This is a genomic window from Frateuria sp. GZRR35, assembly GCF_051900415.1.
Taxonomy (GTDB): Bacteria; Pseudomonadota; Gammaproteobacteria; order Xanthomonadales; family Rhodanobacteraceae; genus Frateuria_A.
Window position 1 is genome coordinate 505,716 of sequence record NZ_JBHZGL010000001.1, and the last position, 16,362, is coordinate 522,077.

14 protein-coding genes are annotated in these 16,362 nt (G+C 68.6%); 10 read left to right on the plus strand and 4 right to left on the minus strand.

The features are described from left to right. Positions 1-12 precede the first annotated feature (12 nt). The 3 genes from ACFWZ3_RS02180 to ACFWZ3_RS02190 all read left to right on the plus strand — a co-directional run bounded on the left by ACFWZ3_RS02180 (position 13) and on the right by ACFWZ3_RS02190 (position 5,022). The gene (locus tag ACFWZ3_RS02180) at positions 13-468 is read left to right on the plus strand and encodes a MarR family winged helix-turn-helix transcriptional regulator (protein ID WP_439706137.1); all 456 of its coding nucleotides are present in this window, start codon (positions 13-15) and stop codon (positions 466-468) included. Between the two features lie 150 nt (positions 469-618). Then, complete coding sequence (locus ACFWZ3_RS02185; RefSeq protein WP_439706138.1) at positions 619-1,731, plus strand: efflux RND transporter periplasmic adaptor subunit; 1,113 nt, start codon at positions 619-621, stop codon at positions 1,729-1,731. Between the two features lie 195 nt (positions 1,732-1,926). Beyond that, the gene (locus tag ACFWZ3_RS02190) at positions 1,927-5,022 is read left to right on the plus strand and encodes an efflux RND transporter permease subunit (RefSeq protein ID WP_439706139.1); all 3,096 of its coding nucleotides are present in this window, start codon (positions 1,927-1,929) and stop codon (positions 5,020-5,022) included. A 91-nt stretch (positions 5,023-5,113) separates the two neighbouring features. Here the strand turns inward: ACFWZ3_RS02190 and ACFWZ3_RS02195 are convergent, their stop codons facing one another. Continuing rightward, entirely contained in the window at positions 5,114-6,472 is a 1,359-nt protein-coding gene (locus ACFWZ3_RS02195; RefSeq protein WP_439706140.1) for a methyl-accepting chemotaxis protein, read from the minus strand. Between the two features lie 142 nt (positions 6,473-6,614). Between ACFWZ3_RS02195 and ACFWZ3_RS02200 the strand changes: the two genes are divergently transcribed. Further along, positions 6,615-7,019 carry a hypothetical protein gene (locus ACFWZ3_RS02200; RefSeq protein ID WP_439706141.1) on the plus strand — a complete coding sequence of 135 codons (405 nt, stop codon included), beginning with the start codon at positions 6,615-6,617 and terminating at the stop codon, positions 7,017-7,019. Positions 7,020-7,184: 165 nt separating this feature from the next. Here ACFWZ3_RS02200 and ACFWZ3_RS02205 read toward each other — a convergent pair whose 3' ends face one another. From ACFWZ3_RS02205 to ACFWZ3_RS02215, 3 genes are all read right to left on the minus strand, one after another. After that, positions 7,185-8,621: a M20/M25/M40 family metallo-hydrolase gene (locus ACFWZ3_RS02205; protein ID WP_439706142.1), complete on the minus strand. Its 1,437-nt coding sequence runs from the start codon at positions 8,619-8,621 to the stop codon at positions 7,185-7,187. A gap of 248 nt (positions 8,622-8,869) precedes the next feature. Next, entirely contained in the window at positions 8,870-9,271 is a 402-nt protein-coding gene (mscL, locus tag ACFWZ3_RS02210; protein ID WP_439706143.1) for a large-conductance mechanosensitive channel protein MscL, read from the minus strand. Between the two features lie 46 nt (positions 9,272-9,317). Then, entirely contained in the window at positions 9,318-10,004 is a 687-nt protein-coding gene (locus ACFWZ3_RS02215) for a fumarylacetoacetate hydrolase family protein (RefSeq protein ID WP_439706144.1), read from the minus strand. Between the two features lie 294 nt (positions 10,005-10,298). Between ACFWZ3_RS02215 and ACFWZ3_RS02220 the strand changes: the two genes are divergently transcribed. The 6 genes from ACFWZ3_RS02220 (at position 10,299) to ACFWZ3_RS02245 (ending at position 16,342) form a co-directional block, all read left to right on the plus strand. After that, on the plus strand, positions 10,299-11,366 hold the full coding sequence (locus ACFWZ3_RS02220; protein ID WP_439706145.1) for a PLP-dependent aminotransferase family protein: 1,068 nt from the start codon (positions 10,299-10,301) through the stop codon (positions 11,364-11,366). Positions 11,367-11,370: 4 nt separating this feature from the next. After that, complete coding sequence (locus tag ACFWZ3_RS02225; RefSeq protein ID WP_439706146.1) at positions 11,371-11,568, plus strand: hypothetical protein; 198 nt, start codon at positions 11,371-11,373, stop codon at positions 11,566-11,568. A gap of 225 nt (positions 11,569-11,793) precedes the next feature. Continuing rightward, positions 11,794-13,026: an efflux RND transporter periplasmic adaptor subunit gene (locus tag ACFWZ3_RS02230; RefSeq protein WP_439706147.1), complete on the plus strand. Its 1,233-nt coding sequence runs from the start codon at positions 11,794-11,796 to the stop codon at positions 13,024-13,026. A 124-nt stretch (positions 13,027-13,150) separates the two neighbouring features. Further along, on the plus strand, positions 13,151-13,837 hold the full coding sequence (locus ACFWZ3_RS02235) for an ABC transporter ATP-binding protein (protein ID WP_439706148.1): 687 nt from the start codon (positions 13,151-13,153) through the stop codon (positions 13,835-13,837). Positions 13,838-13,848: 11 nt separating this feature from the next. Further along, positions 13,849-15,015, plus strand: coding sequence for an ABC transporter permease (locus tag ACFWZ3_RS02240; RefSeq protein ID WP_439706149.1), 1,167 nt, complete (start codon positions 13,849-13,851; stop codon positions 15,013-15,015). Positions 15,016-15,025: 10 nt separating this feature from the next. After that, complete coding sequence (locus tag ACFWZ3_RS02245) at positions 15,026-16,342, plus strand: ABC transporter permease (RefSeq protein ID WP_439706150.1); 1,317 nt, start codon at positions 15,026-15,028, stop codon at positions 16,340-16,342. Positions 16,343-16,362: the final 20 nt, after the last annotated feature.

Below are 16,362 nucleotides of genomic sequence, written 5' to 3' on the forward strand. Positions count from 1 at the left end.
ATGCATAACAACATGAAACCGGAAGACATTCCGTTCGGGTACCTGCTCAGCGACGTCACCTTGCTGTTCCGCAAGCATTTCGACCGGCGAGCCGTGCGCTTCGGGCTGACCCGCGCGCAGTGGCGGGCGATCAAGATGCTGCACCACCGGGGGGAGAACCTGCGCCAGACCGAGCTTGCCGAACTGCTCGAAATGGAGCCCATCGCCGTAGGCCGCGTGATCGATCGCCTGCAGACGGCGGGCTTCGTCGAACGCCACCCCGATCCGAAGGACCGCCGCGCCTGGCGATTGCACCTGACGGCGCGTGCGCGTGCGGTGATCGACGACATGCAGGACATCGGTCGCGGCCTGCGCAAGGACGCCACCGCCGGCATCAGCGCCGAGGAGTTGAGTCAGGCACTGGCGGTGATCGGCCGGATCAAGGACAACCTGCAATCGCTGGAGCAGGGCGAAGACGACGGCGACTAGGCCCTCTGGCAGAGGCAGGTCCGCCCGGTTCGCTTGAAAATGGCCGCGACAGGTAAACCGTTGGCCGGCTGCTGCGTTGTGGCAGGTTCGCACCATGGCACAGGCCTGCCCGCGCGCTGACCGCACGGGGCCCCCGAAACGAACGCGCGCATGTCTCCGAAGAAAATCCTGCTCCTCCTGGCCGTCCTCGTGCTCGTCGCCGTCGGCGTGCGTGTCGCCTGGCGAGCGGATACGGCCGCGCCGGCCGCTGCCAAGCCCGCGGCCCGTGCCGTACCGGTCCAGGTGGCGGTGGCCCGGCAAGGCGACCTGGACCTTTCGCTCACGCTGGTCGGCCGCGCCGAGGCGTGGTCCAGCGTGACCCTGCGTTCGCAGGTTTCCGGCCAGCTCGAGTCGCTCGCCTTCCAGCCGGGCAGCCGGGTGAAGAAGGGCCAACTGCTGGCCCGGCTCGACACCCGCCTGCTGCAGGCTCAGCTGGACCAGGCGCGCGGCCTGGTCGCGCGTGACCAGGCACAGCTGCAGAAGGCCCAGGCCGACCGCAAGCGCTACGCCGACATGCTTGGCAAGGGCTATGTATCCAAGGCCGACTTCGACACCTACCAGGCCAATCTCGCCGTGGCGCAGGCCACGCTGCAGGGCGACCGCGCCGCGCAGGAACTGGCCCAGGCCAACCTCGACTACGCCAGGATCGTCGCGCCGTTCGACGGCGTCACCGGCGCGCCGCTGGTCTGGCCCGGCGCGCAGGTCAGCGCGCAGACCACCGATATCGTGGTGCTCAACCAGGTGCAGCCGATCCGGGTCGCGTTCAGCCTGCCGGAGGCGAGCCTTGGCGCGGTGCGTGAGGCGCTGGCGCGTGGGCCGGTCACCGTGCACGCGAGCGTGCCCGGCCAGTCGACTCCGCTTGCTGGCACGCTGCAGTTCGTCGACAACGCGGTGGACAACACCACCGGCACGATCCTGCTCAAGGCGCGCTTCGAGAACCCCGATATGCGCCTGACGCCGGGGCAATTCGCGCAGGTCAAGCTGCCTACCACGCGCATCCAGAACGCGGTGTCGGTGCCGGTGACTGCGTTGCAGAGTTCGTCGCGCGGCAGCTTCGTGTTCTTGGTGGGGCCGGACGATACCGTCACGCAACGCTACGTCACGACCGGGCCGGCGGCGGGCGGGCAGCAGATCATCGCCACCGGGCTCAAGGCCGGCGAGCGGGTGGTGATCGAAGGGCAGATGCTGCTGGTCGACGGAACGAAAGTCCGTGTGGCCTCGTAGCCGCCGCGCTCCCTTTCCCCTCCGGGAAGAGGGCTGGGGTGAGGGGCCGGGGCTCGCGGGGATGTGGCGGCTGCCCCGATTCAAAAAGCCATATCCCTGCGAACCAACAACCGCCATCGCAAGAGCTGCCCCTCACCCCAACCCTCTTCCCGGAGGGGAGAGGGAGCTGTGTGTCGCCACTGATTTGATTACCCCATGAACATCCCCCAGCTCTGCATCCGCCGTCCGGTGATGACCACGCTGCTGATGGCCGCGCTGCTGGTGTTCGGTATCGTGGCCTACCCGCGGCTGCCGGTGAACGAGCTGCCGAACGTCGACTTCCCCACCATCAGCATCAGCGCCAGCCTGCCCGGCGCCTCGCCGGAGACGATGGCTTCGGCGGTCGCCACGCCGCTGGAAGGCAAGCTCTCGACCATCGCCGGTATCGAATCGATGAGCTCGACCAGCGCGCTGGGCTCGACCCATATCACGCTGACCTTCGGGCTCGATCGCAACATCGACGCGGCGGCGCAGGACGTGCAGGCGGCGATCTCCTCGGCGCAGCGCCAGTTGCCCAGGGAGATGACCACGCCGCCGACCTTCCGCAAGGTCAATCCTGCCGATGCCTCGATCCTGTACCTGGCGATGAGTTCCACCACCTTGCCGCTGACCCAGGTGGACGAATACGCCGAAACCGAGCTCGCCCAGCAGTTGTCGATGGTCGACGGCGTGGCCCAGGTAAACGTGTACGGCTCGCAGAAGTACGCCGTGCGCATCAGCCTGGACCCGGACAAGCTCGCCGCCAGTGGCATCGGCATCGACCAGGTGCAGGCGGCGGTGGCCGACGCCAACGTCAACAAGGCCACCGGCTCGCTGTACGGCCAGCGCCAGCAGCTGCCGATCCGCAGCGACGGCCAGCTCGAGCGCGCGGCCGCGTACAACGATGTGGTGGTGGCCTATCGCAACGGCGCACCGGTGCGCGTGGGCGACCTGGGCCGCGCGCGCGACAGCGTGCAGGACGACCAGAAGGCGAGCTGGTTCAACGGCGAGCGCGCGATCGTGCTGGCGATCCAGCGCCAGCCCGGTGCCAACACGGTCGAGACGGTCGACCGCATCAAGCAGGTGTTGCCCGGCTTCGAAGCCGGCCTGCCGCCCTCGGTAAAACTGCAGGTGCTGTACGACCGCTCGCAGTCGATCCGCGCCTCGGTCGACGACGTGCAGTTCACACTGCTGCTCGCCGGCGTGCTGGTGGTGCTGGTGATCTACCTGTTCCTGGGCAACCTGTCGGCCACGCTGATTCCCGCGGTGGCGCTGCCGATCTCGGTCATCGGCACGTTCGGAGTGATGTACGCGCTGGGCTACAGCCTGGACAACCTCTCGCTGCTGGCACTCACGCTCGCGGTCGGCTTCGTGGTCGACGATGCGATCGTGATGCTGGAGAACATCGTGCGCCACATCGAGGCGGGCGAGGCGCCCTACGACGCGGCGATCAAAGGTGCCGGCGAGATCGGCTTCACCATCTTCTCGATGACGCTTTCGCTGATCGCGGTGTTCATCCCCGTCATGTTCATGGGCGGCATCGTCGGAAGGCTGTTCCACGAGTTCGCGGTGGTGATCAGCGTGGCGATCCTGATCTCCGGCGTGGTGGCGATCACGCTGACGCCGATGTTGTGCAGCCGCTTCGTCAGGGCGCACAACCACGAAACCAAGAACTGGCTGATCGGCGGCTTCGACCGCGGCTTCAACGCCGTGCACCGGGGCTACCTGGGCAGCCTGCGCTGGTGCATGGACCGCCCGCGGTTGGTGCTGGCCGCCTTCGTGGCGAGCCTGGTCGTCACCGCGCTGCTGTTCGTGGTCGCGCCGAAGGATTTCATTCCCGCCGGCGACAGCGGCCAGTTGCGCGTCAACACCGAAGGGCCGGAGGACATCTCCTACGACGCGATGGTCGCGCGCCAGCGGGAACTGGCCGACATCGTGGCGAAGGATCCGAACCTCGCCGGCTACATGTCCAGCGTCGGCGCCGGTGGCTCGCGTGCCACCGTCAACAACGGCTCGATCCTGCTGCTGCTCAAGCCGGCTAGCCAGCGTGCGCTCGACGTCGACGGCGTGATGGAAGAGCTGCGCCGCAAGTTCGCCGAAGTGCCGGGCATCCGCACCTACATCCAGAACCCGCCGGCCATCCGTGTGGGTGGCCGGCAGAGCAAGTCCGAATACCAGTACACGCTGCAGTCGATCGACATCGACGCCCTGTACGACTGGTCGGCCAAGGTCACCCACGCCTTCGCCGCGCTACCGGGGTTCCAGGACGTCACCAACGATCTGGATTTGAACAGCCCCTCGATCGTGGTCGAGGTCAACCGCGACAAGCTCGCCCCGCTGGGTCTGTCCATGGCGCAGGTGCAGGGGGCGCTCGGCGCCGCCTTTGGCGAGAACCAGGTCTCCACCATCTACGGCGCGGCCAGCCAGTACTGGGTGATCCTGCAGGTCAGGCGCGCGCTGCAGGACGACCCAGCCGTGCTCTCGCGCCTTTACGTCACCTCCGACACCGGCAAGGCGGTGCCACTGGATACGGTGGCCAGCTTCGCGCGCAAGCCGCAGGTGCTCACCGTCAACCACCAGGGCCAGCTGCCGGCGGTGACGGTATCGTTCAACCTGGCGCCCGGCGTGAGCCTGAGCGAGGCGGTCGGCGAGATCGACGACGCCGTGGCGAAGATGGGCCTGCCAGCCACCATCAGCGGTTCGATCCAGGGCACCGCACAGGCGTTCCAGGACTCGATGCAGGGCATGGGCCTGTTGTTGTTGCTCGCGGTATTCGTGATCTACCTAGTGCTGGGCATCCTGTACGAGAGCTTCATCCATCCGCTGACGATCCTCTCCGGCCTGCCGGCGGCGGCGGTCGGCGCGCTGCTCACGCTGGTGTTGTTTGGCGCCTCGCTGGACCTGTTCGCGTTCGTCGGCATCGTGATGCTGATCGGCATCGTCAAGAAGAACGCGATCATGTTGATCGACTTCGCGCTGGAACGGCAGCGCGAGGAAGGCATGGCGCCGGCCCAAGCCATTTTCGACGCCTGCCGCGTGCGCTTCCGCCCGATCATGATGACCACCATGGCGGCCTTCGCCGGCACGCTGCCGATCGCCATCGGCTTCGGCGCCGGCGCTGATGTGCGCCGCCCGCTGGGCCTGGCGGTGGTCGGTGGCCTGGTCGTCTCGCAGGTGCTGACCCTGTACCTGACACCGGTCATCTACCTGTACCTGGACCGCCTGCAGCAGCGCTTTGCGCGCAGCCCCATCGCCAACGCAAAGCCACTGTAGGAGCGCACCTGTGCGCGATCCGGGCTTGCCGCTCCGCCCGGTCGCGCACAGGTGCGCTCCTACAGGAAATGCGGTGGCGCCGTCGGCCGCTTCAGGCCGCGGCGTCCAGCTGCAGGTCGGAAAGGGTGCGGCTGACCTGGGCCAGGCCATCGGCCTGCGCGCGGGCGGCCTCGGCGATCTGGCGGATGCGTTCGTCGACCTGTGCCGAGGATCCGGTGATCGCCTGCATGGCCGCGCCGGCACGTTGCGCGCGGCTGCTGCAGCCGGCCAGGGCGTCGGCGGTGTTCTGCACCAGCGCGCGAATTTCCTTCGACGATTGCGCGCTGCGCTGGGCCAGCGCGCGCACCTCCTGCGCAACCACGCCGAAGCCTTTGCCGAGTTCGCCGGCGTGGGCCGCCTCGACGGCCGCGTTGATCGCCAGGATATTGGTCTGGAAGGCGATCGAGTCGATGACCGCGATGATCTCGGCCATGGCCCTGGCGCGCTCGTTGATGTCTGCGATGGCGCTGACCAGCTCATCCACCAGTACGCCCCCGGTGCCGGCGCTGCCGCTGGCCTCGCGCGCAAGGCGGTTGGCGTTCTGCGCGTCGCCGGCGATCGCCGGCACGGTGTCGTTGAGCTGTTCCAGTGAGTTGCGCAGGGCCTGGGCAGCTAGCGTCTGGCGGGTCACGTCGGTGGCGTACTTGACCACCTTCAGCGGCCGACCGGCGGCGTCGAAGATCGGGTTGTAGCTTGCCTGGATCCAGATCGGGCTGCCATCGCGGCGCACGCGCTTGTACAGCGCGGCGTTGTACTCGCCACGGCGCAGCCGTTCCCAGAATTGCCGGTAGGCCGGGCTTTCGCGCTCGGTGCGCTCGACAAACATGCGGTGGTGCTGGCCGATGACCTCCTCGCGCCGGTAGCCCAAGGCGGCCAGGAAGTTGTCGTTGGCCGCGAGGATGACGCCATCCAGATCGAAGGTGATCACCGCCTGCGCGCGGTCGATGGCGTCCAGCCGGCCTTGCATGTCGGCGGCCTGGAGGCGCTGCGCGGTCACGTCGGTGGCGTGCTTGACCACGCGGCGCACGCGGCCGATCGCGTCGCGGACCGGGCTGTAGCTGCCCTGGATCCACACCTCGCGCCCGTCTGCGGCAAGGCGCCGGTACAGGCCACTGTCGTGGTGGCCCTCGCCCAGCCGCTGCCAGAAGGCCTGGTATTCCTCGCTCTCGCGCTCGGCCGGGTCGACGAACATGCAGTGATGCTGGCCCACCACCTGTTCGCGGGTGTAGCCGAAGGCACGCAAGAAGTTGTCGTTGGCGTCGAGGATCTCGCCCGCGGGGGTGAACTCGATGACCGCCTGCACCCGGTCGACCGCCGCGATGCGGCCAAGCAGTTCGGCGCGTGTGCGCCGCTGGGCGAAGGCGTCACGGACCGCGCGCAGGCGGGACGTCAGGTAGGGCTTGATGCTCACTGTTGCACTCGCTGGTTCGGGCGGTCCCCACCGCCCGGCCGGGCGCCAGGCGCCGGTCGAAACCATAACGGCTCCGCCGGAACGAACTTGAGGCAGATCGGCCGGTCTTGGGCTAGGGTGAAACCTCGACCAGGAGAGCCTCATGACCCGCACCGCTGCCATCGCCCTGACGATCCTCTTCACCCTTGCCGGCGCAGGTTGCGCGACGCGCGCGAGCGAGCCTGGCATGCTCGACGATGCCGCGTTGGCCGCCTATGCGGCCAAACCTTTCGACAAGCAGGCGATGATGGGGCGGACGGTCGAGCTTGGTCGCAACCACGGGCTTCCGGTGGTGGCCGAGTTCCCCTGTTCGGACGTCTGTCCGCAGTACACCGTGCGCATCATCCACTACCGACTGCCCGAGGGCGCCGACTGCGCCAGCGCCGGCGGTGTGGAAAAGACCGTCGGCGTGCCGGTGGCGATCGCCGTGCTGCCGAAAACCTTCTGCGTGCCAAAGGCGCTGGCGGCCAGCGGCGGGTATGACTCCCGCCAGACGCACGGGCGGTGACCGGCCAAACCGCGATTAGCGGCGACGTCCGCCGCGGTCACAGGAAGGACGTGGAAGTGCCCGGTCACGCGTAGGCTGGGCTCCAGCCCACCGATGCCACCGTGCGAGCTTTCGTGCCGGTGGCATCGGAAGGTCGGCTGAAGACCCCACCCCGCGTGTGGCGCGTTACTCTCCCGCGCCGTCGTCGGCGAAGGCGCCCGGCGCGGAGCCGAAATCGCCATCGGCCTGCGCGGCCATGTAGGAGAACGTCGCGTACACCGCCACGTTCTGCGCGAGGTCCTTCGGGTCGATCTTGTCGAAGGTGTCGTTGGCGGTGTGGTGCCAGTCGAAGTAATAGGTGCCGTCCTGGGTCAGCGATAGCGCGGCCATGCCCTTGCCGTGCATCTGCGACAGGTCCGAGCCGCCGCCGCCGGGGCGCTTGGCGTCGTAGGCCACGCCGATCGGCGCCAGCACCTTGGCGATCTGTTCGATCGCACCGCGCGCTTGCGGCTTGACGCTGGCGCTCATGCGCCAGATCCGGCCCGAACCGAAATCCGACTCGGTGCCGAGCTGGAACTTGCGCACCTCGTCCGCGTGCTTCTCGGCATAGGCGCGACCGCCCCAGAGGCCCATCTCCTCGTTGGCGAAGGCGATCACGCGGATGGTGCGGTCGGGGCGCTGCGGCAGGTCGTGGATCAGCTTGGCCGCACCCATGGCGATGGCCACGCCGGCGGCGTCGTCGATCGCGCCGGTGCCCAGGTCCCAGGAATCGAGGTGGCCGCCGATGGCGACGACCTGGTCGGGGTACTTCGCGCCGGTGATCTCGCCGATCACGTTGGCGCCGGTGTACTCGCCCTCGATGCCGCAGTCGAGGTCCAGCTTCACCGTGACCGGCTTGCCGTAGCCGAGCGCGCGCTCGAGCTGGTCGGCGTCAGGGTTGGACAAGGCGGCTGCGGGGATCGACTTGGCCGGGTCGCGGAAGCCGGTGACGCCGGCATGCGGGGTGCGGCTCTGTGGATCGGTGCCGGCCGAGCGCAGCAGGAAGCCGGCAGCGCCCTTGGCCTGTGCGATCACCGGGCCCTGCGTGCGGATCGCCGAACCCATGCCGTAATCGTGACCGTCCTTGTGCCGCTGCATGCGAAAGCCGATGTAGACGATCTTGCCCTTCACGCGCGCCGGATCGGCGTCCTTCAAGGCATCCAGGCTGGGCAGGCGCACCACCTGTGCGGTCAGGCCGCCCTTGGGCGTACCCGGCGAGTAACCCAGCGCGGTCAGTACCAGCGACTGCGGGAAGGGCGAAACGATCGCGCCGCTCTCGCTATGGCGCACCCATTTGGGATAGGTGACCGGCTCGGTATAGACCTTGTCGAAACCCAGCTCCTTGAACTTGGCCACCGCCCATTCCACGCCGCGCTGGTCCGCCGGACTGCCGGCCAGGCGCTGGCCCACCTCGGTGGTGAGCGACCTGGCGATGTGGTAGCCGGTGTCGTCCTGCATCGCCTTGTCGCGCAGTTGCTCGGCCGTCTTTACGGCTGCGGCGGGAATCGTGGTATTGGCAGCGCTGGCGATGCCGCTGGCCAGCAGCAGGCTGGCGGCGAGCAGGGTGAGGGAGGGACGGCGCATCGGGGGACTCCGCTTGGGATGAACGCCCGATTATTGGGGCCGCGGCAGGTAAGGGCGTAGGCCAGAAGTCATGTCGTCCTGGCAGGAGCGCCTACCCACCTTTCGGCACCTTCCCCGCGTTCGCGGGGAAGGCTTGGGAACGAGGGGCCGCGTGATCCTTCCCCCGTTCACGGGGGAAGGTGCCCGAAGGGCGGATGGGGGAGGCCTTGCGACGCCCCACCCGGGCAACGCCCTCTGCAGCGGTGACGCTACGCCCTGTTCTTCAACAAATCACGGATCTCGGTAAGCAAGACCACGTCCGGCGGCTGCACAGCCGGTTGGTCCTCCGGCTTGGGCGCCAGGCGGTTGATCGCCTTGACCAGCAGGAAGATCACGAAGGCGATGATCAGGAAGGTGATCACCGTGTTGATGAAGGCGCCGTACTGGATCGCCACTTCCGCCGTTTTGCTCGCCGGGTCGGCAGGCTTCAGCACCCACTTCAGGCGCGAGAAATCGACGCCTCCGGTGGCCAGGCCGATCGGCGGCATGATCACCTGGTCGACCAGGGAGCTCACGATCTTGCCGAACGCGGCACCGATGACCACGCCGACGGCCAGATCGATCACGTTGCCGCGCATCGCGAATTTCTTGAATTCCTGCAACATGCTCATGCCACGTCCTCCGGTTTGAAATGGGATGACCGCAAAGCGTGCTGGATCAGGTGATCCGCCCGTCCAGCACGGCAAAGCCTTCGAGCTCGGCGTGGAAGCGGTCGCCGCGATGCAATGCGGCGACGCCCGCCGGCGTGCCGGTGAACAACAGGTCGCCGGGCTTCAGCTCGAACAGTTTGGACAGGGCCGCGATGATCGCCGGCACGTCGTGCACCATATCCTTGAGCGTCGCCTGCTGGCGCAGCACGTCGTTCACTTCCAGGCTGAGCCGCGTCTGCGGGCCGGGTTGGCCCTGCTCGGCGGGGCGCAGCGCAGAGACCGGCGCGGAATGGTCGAAGGCCTTGGCCACGTCCCAGGGGTGGCCCTTGGCCTTGGCCTGCGCCTGCAGGTCGCGGCGGGTCAGGTCCAGCCCCACGCCGTAGCCGAAGATCAGCGTTTCGGCCAGGTCGCGGGTGAGGTCGCGGCCGCCGCCGGCCAGTGCCACGACCATTTCCACCTCGTGGTGCAGTTCGGCGGTGGCGGTGGGGTAGAGCACGTCGGCGCCGTCGGTGACCACCGCATCGGCCGGCTTGCAGAAGAACATCGGCTGTTCGCGGTCGACCGTGGCGCCCATCTCGCGCGCGTGGTCGGCGAAGTTGCGGCCGATGCAGAAAATGCGGCGGACCGGGAAGCGGTCGTCGCTGCCGAGCACCGGCAGGCTGGGGATTGCGGGGGGCGGGATGGCATAGCGCATGCGCGCGAGCCTAGCAGACCGCATCGTGGGGCTGGCAAAAAGTCCCGTGGTGGCCGTTGCCTGCCCAAGGCGATTCATGCGGGCTTGCGCGCGGAATTGCTGGTAAATATCGAGGGGCTTCCGCCCATGCGACCGGTTTTGGTCGCTCGATCGGCCGGGGGCCAGGAGGGGGAGCACCATGCCGGGCAGGACCGTGGGAAGGGAACCGATCTACATGCAGGTCCATGAGGCGATCCGCCGGACATCGAGCGCGGGCGCTTCCGTGTCGGCGCCCGGCTTCCGGGCAGCCGCTCGATGGCGGTCACGCTGGGTGTGTCGCGCACGGTCGTGTTGATGGCCTACGAGCAGCTGGAGGCCGAGGGTTACGTCCCGACGCAGGGCGGCTCGGGAACCTACGTGAGCGCGGCAGCCATCGAGGCACCGTCGCCGATCGAGACCGAAGGGAACCCGTCGGCGAGTCGGGCGAACATACCGTTCTCGCGTTTCGCGCGTTGCCTGGCTCTGCCGACGCAAACGCCGACGGAGCACGAGTACTGCACTGCGGACGTGATCGATCTTTCGCTGCCGCGCGTGCGTTCGGACGCGCGCAGCCTCAAGCACTGGCGCCAGACCGTGGCGAAGCTGGTGCGCCGGCGCAGCGTGCCGGACTATCCCGTGCTCGAGGGTGCGCCGCCGTTGCGCGCGGCGGTGGCGCGCTATCTGCGCATGGAGCGCGGCATCGTGGTCGATCCGCAAGAGGTGGTGATCGTCAGCGGCACTCAGCAGGCACGCGACCTCATCGCCCGGGTGTTGCTTGACGAAGGTGCCGTCGCGGGCGTCGAGGACCCCTGCTACTGGGGCGTGCGCCACACCTATGCCGCCTCCGGTGCGCGCATCGTGTCCTGCGCGGTGGACCGACAAGGGCTCGACATCGACACGCATGCCCACGCGTTGCGTGATGCACGGTTGATTTCGGTCGGTGCCTCCTTCCAGTACCCCACCGGCACGGTCGTGCCGATGGCCCGCAAGGAAGCGCTGTTGCGCTTTGCCTACGCCCGTGCGACCTGCTTGGTGGAAGACGACTTCGATTGCGAGCACCGTTTCGGCGTGCGCGCCTCGCCCTCGCTGTGGAGCATGGACCGGCAGGGCCGCGTGATCTACATCAGCAGCTTCGCGCGCGGTCTACCCCGCGCTGCAGCTGGGCTACATGCTGGTGCCGGGCTGGCTGCGCGAGAAGATCCTCGCCGCCAGGTGGCTGGCCGACCGTGGTTGCATGTCGATGCAGCAGCATGTGCTGGCCGCATGCATCGAAGATGGCCAGTACCTGCGCGACATCCGGCGCATCAACAACCAGCTGGTGCCGCGCCACCGTGCCTTGCGTGACGCGTTGAAGAGGCATTTGGGCGACGCGATCGAGGTGGCGGGCGAGGGCGCGGCCGGTACCCTGTTCGCGCGCCTGCCCGGGTTGCCCGGCGAGTGCGCCGACGGGCTGCTCGTCGAGGCACTGGCCCGCGGGGTGCGACTGCGCTCGGGCGCGGCGCTGCATGCCGCGCCGCCGGCGCACGTCACGCTGGTGCTCAATTAGGCCACCTTGTCCGAGGCCACCCTGAAGGCCGCCGCGGCGCGCCTGGCGCAGGCGGTCGACGCCGTCGCCACGCGCCGCGAGCATGCAGGCGGGGGCCGCGTCGCTGCCTGAGCCCGCCACGCCCGAGTGACACCTGTCATTGCCGATGGCTGATGGCGCGGCCTGCCGCGGAACGGCGGGTTGCCGCATCTTCTGCTCTCGTGAAATGGACGATGGAATCGGGACGTGGACAACGGAGAACTGCTCAGGCAGCTGAAGATCGACCGCGGCGACCGTGAAGCGGTAAGCACCGCGCCCGTGCGCTGGCCGTGGATCGCCGGCGCGGTGGCGCTGGTGCTGCTGGCGTTGGGCATCGGCGGCTGGTGGATGTTCGCCAACCGGCCGCTGGTGGTGCAGACCGCCGCGGCCGCGGCGCCCGGCGGCGCCGAGGCCGGGGCGGTGCTGCAGGCCACCGGCTACGTCACTGCACGGCGCCAGGCGACGGTCTCGGCGCAGATCACCGGCACGCTCACCGACGTGCTGATCGAGGAAGGCGACCACGTCACCAAGGGCCAGGTGCTGGCTCGACTGGAGGACAGCGCCTACCGCGCCAATCTCGATGCCGCCCAGGCCAGCGCCCGCGCAGCGCTGGCGCAGGTGGGCCAGCTCCAGGCGCAGCTGATCCAGGCCCGGCACGATGCGGCCCGGCAGGACGCGCTGGTCGGCCGCGGGCTGGTGGCGAAGCAGGCGGCCGAACAGGCGCACACCCAGGTCGACGCGCTCGCCGCCCAGCTCAACGCGCAGCGCCGCCAGGCCGAGGCCGCGCAGGCGCAGGCGCAGGTGGCCCAGGTGGATTTCGACTACACCGTGGTGCGCGCGCCGTTCGACGGCGTGGTCACCGACAAGGCCGCGCAGGTCGGCGAGATCATCTCGCCGCTGTCGGCCGGCGGCGGCTTTACCCGTACCGGCGTGGGCACGATCGTCGATATGGATTCCCTCGAGGTCGATGTCGACGTGAACGAGGCCTACATCGGCCGCGTCAAGCCGCACATGCCCGCTGAGGCGGTGCTGGACGCCTATCCGGATTGGCACATTCCGGCCCACGTCATTGCCATCGTCCCCGCCGCCGACCGCGGCAAGGCGACGGTGAAGGTGCGCGTGGCGCTGGAGAACAAGGACCAGCGCATCGTGCCGGACATGGGCGTGCGCGTGTCGTTCCTGGAAGCGCGGCCCAAGGCCGCCGCGCAGGCAGCGCGCGGCGTGCTGGTGCCGGCGGCGGCGATCGCCCGGCGCGACGGGCACGAGGTGGTGTTCGTGGTGCAGGGCGAGCGCGTGCAGCAGCGGCCGGTGCAATCGCAGGCACGCGGGGACCAGCGCCTGGTGTCCGAAGGCGTGCAGCCGGGCGAGACGGTGGTGGTGTCGCCGCCGGCCGAACTGCGCGACGGCACCGCCATCACGGTCGAAAACAAGTCTTCCTGAACGTCGAATCCCTTGTAGGAGCCCGCGTGCGGGCGATGCTTTCCGGGTGGGTTGGAGCAAAGGCATCGCCCGCACGCGGGCTCCTGCAGAAAAAACCGTTCTTCCGATCACCTGGAGAAAGCCCATGGGCAACCTGATCGAAACCCGCGACCTGGCCAAGGTCTACACGCGCGGCAAGCAGAAGGTCGAAGTGCTTCACCACATCGACCTGGACATCGCCGAGGGGGACTTCCTCGCCCTGATGGGGCCCTCGGGCTCGGGCAAGACCACCCTGCTCAACCTGATCGGCGGACTGGACACGCCGTCCGCCGGCGTCATCAGCGTGGGCGGGCAGCGCATCGACCAGCTCGGCGCCGGTGCGCTCGCCAAGTGGCGCGCCGCCAACGTCGGCTTCGTGTTCCAGTTCTACAACCTGATGCCGATGCTCTCGGCGCAGCGCAACGTCGAGCTGCCGCTGCTGCTGACCAAGCTTTCCTCAGCCGAGCGGCGCCAGCGCGCGTCGATCGCGTTGCAGCTGGTGGGCCTGGCGGAGCGCGCCTCGCACAAGCCCAGCGAGCTGTCCGGCGGCCAGCAACAGCGCGTGGCGATCGCCCGCGCCATCGTCTCCGATCCCACGCTGCTGGTGTGCGACGAGCCGACCGGCGACCTGGACCGCCAGTCCGCCGAGGACGTGCTGGGCCTGTTGCGCACGCTCAACCGCGAGCACGGCAAGACCATCGTGATGGTCACCCACGACCCCAAGGCCGCCGAGTACGCCAACCACACGCTGCACCTGGACAAGGGCACGCTGGTCGAGCAGGCGATCGCCTGAAGGAGGCTCGCATGAAATACCTGCACCTGATCTGGGCCGCGCTGTGGCGGCGCAAGACGCGCACCATCCTCACGCTGGTATCGATCCTGGCGGCGTTCCTGCTGTTCGGCATGCTCGATGGCGTGCGCACCAGCTTCGCCAACGCGGGCAAGAGCGCCGCCGGCGCCGAGCGCCTGCAGACCGGCTCCAAACTTTCCTTCATCGAAACCCTGCCGCAATCGCTGCAGGCGCGCATGGAGCAGGTGCCGGGCGTGAAGATGGTGGCCTACGCCAACTGGTTCGGCGGCGCCTACCAGGATCCGCACAACCAGATCTTCACCTTCGCGGTGAGCGACAACTACGTGGACATGTACCCGGAGGTCGCGGTCTCGCCGGCTGAGCGCAAGGCGTTCGAGCAGACGCGCACCGGCGTGCTGGTCGGCGACCTGCTGGCGAAGAAGTACCACTGGAAGGTGGGCGACAAGCTGCCGTTGCAGTCGAACATTTTTCCCAACCGCGACGGCAGCAAGAACTGGAGCTTCGACATTGTCGGCGTGATGCATTCGGCCAAGCCGGACGACAAGCAGATGCTCCAGGGCGGCATCCTGATGCACTGGAAGTATTTCGACGAGTCCAACCCGTACAACCGTGGCCGCGTGGGCTGGTACGTCACTCGCGTGACCGACGCCAGCCAGTCCGACCGGGTGGCCAACGCGATCGACGCGCTGTCGGCCAACTCGGACCACGAAACCCGGACGATGACCGAGCAGGCCGCGTTCGCGCAGTACATCAAGCAGATGGCTGACGTCGGCTTTATCGTCATCTCGATCATGGGCGCGGTGTTCTTCACCCTGCTGCTGCTGACCGGCAACACGATGGCGCAGGCGGTACGCGAGCGCACCTCGGAACTGGCCGTGCTCAAGACGATCGGCTTCTCCAGTACGAGCGTGCTGGGCCTGGTGCTGGCCGAGTCGGTGGCGCTGGTGCTGCTGGGCGGCGTGCTGGGCCTGGGCCTGGCCGCGCTGCTCGGTCCGGTACTCAGCGCCGGCAGCGGTGGGATGGTCAGCATGCCGCCAGTGCCGGCGAGCAGCTGGGCGATCGGCGTCGCGCTGATGCTGGCGATCGGCCTGCTGGTCGGCGTGCTGCCCGCGATGCGCGCGATGCGCCTGAACATCGTCGATGCATTGGCCGGGCGCTAAGGAGAAAGCCATGAAATCGTTTCTGCGTGGAATCCTGCTCGCCCTCGTGGTGGTGGCGAGCATCGTGGCCTGGGCCGCGCTGCCCTGGCCCGTGTTGCTGGCGCTGGCGGTGCTGTTCCTCCTGTGGATGCAACTGACCCGCGCCGGCCGGCAGGCCGGTTCGGCCACCAGCGTGGGCGTGAGCACGCTGCCCCAGCGCATCGGCTCGTCCTCGGTGGTGGTGGTCGGCATCGCCGGCGTGGTGGCGGTGCTGGTGTCGCTGCTGGCGATGGGCGTGGGCTACAGCGAGGCGCTGAGCAACAGCGGCAGCGCCGATACCGCCATCGTGATGCGCGGTGGTTCGGCCTCGGAAGTTTCCTCGGTACTCGAACACGACGCCATCGTCGCCATCGCCGAGGCGCCGGGCATTGCGCGCGACAAGGCCGGCAAGCCGATCGCCTCGCCCGAGCTGGTGGTCGCGGCCAACCTGCCGCTCAGCGACGGCAGCGGCGACGAGGGCAGCGTGCAGTTGCGCGGCGTGGGCGACCAGGCCTGGGCAGTGCGCCCCGAGGTGAAGATCATCGCCGGGCGCACGTTCAAGCCGGGCCTGCGCGAGCTGGTGGCCGGCAAGGGCGCGCAGCGCCAGTTCGCGGGACTGGCGCCGGGAAGCCAGATCAAGCTGGGCAGCCAGATGTGGACGGTGACCGGCATCTTCGCCTCCGGCAACGCCACCGATTCGGAATTGTGGAGCGATGCCGACGTGGTCGCTTCGGCGTACCGGCGCGGCAGCAGCCGCACCTCCGTGTTCGCCCGGCTGACCGGCGCCAACGCCTTCGACGGATTCAAGGCTGCGCTCAAGGGCGACCCGCGCCTGCAGGTGGACGTGGAGACCACCCTCGACTACTTCAGCAAGCAGTCCGAGCAGACCAGCCAGGCGATCAGGATCATCGGCATCGTGGTGGGCGTGATCATGGCGATCGGCGCGGTGTTCGGCGCGCTCAACACCATGTTCGCCGCGGTCGCCGGGCGTGCCCGCGAGATCGCCACGCTGCGCGCAATCGGGTTCCGCGGCACGCCGGTGGTGGTCGCGGTGATGCTCGAAACCATGCTGCTTGCGCTGGTCGGCGGCGTACTGGGCGGGTTGCTGGCGTGGCTGGCGTTCAATGGCTTCGCGGCCTCGACGCTCGCCGCGGGTACCACCGCGCAGATGAGCTTCCAGTTGCACGTGACGCCGGCCCTGCTCTGGACGGGGATCAAGTGGGCGCTGGCGATCGGCTTCATCGGTGGCCTGTTCCCGGCCGTGCGCGCGGCACGGCTGCCGGTGACCACGGCACTGCGCGAGTCGTGAGCCCGGAAACGTAGGGTGGG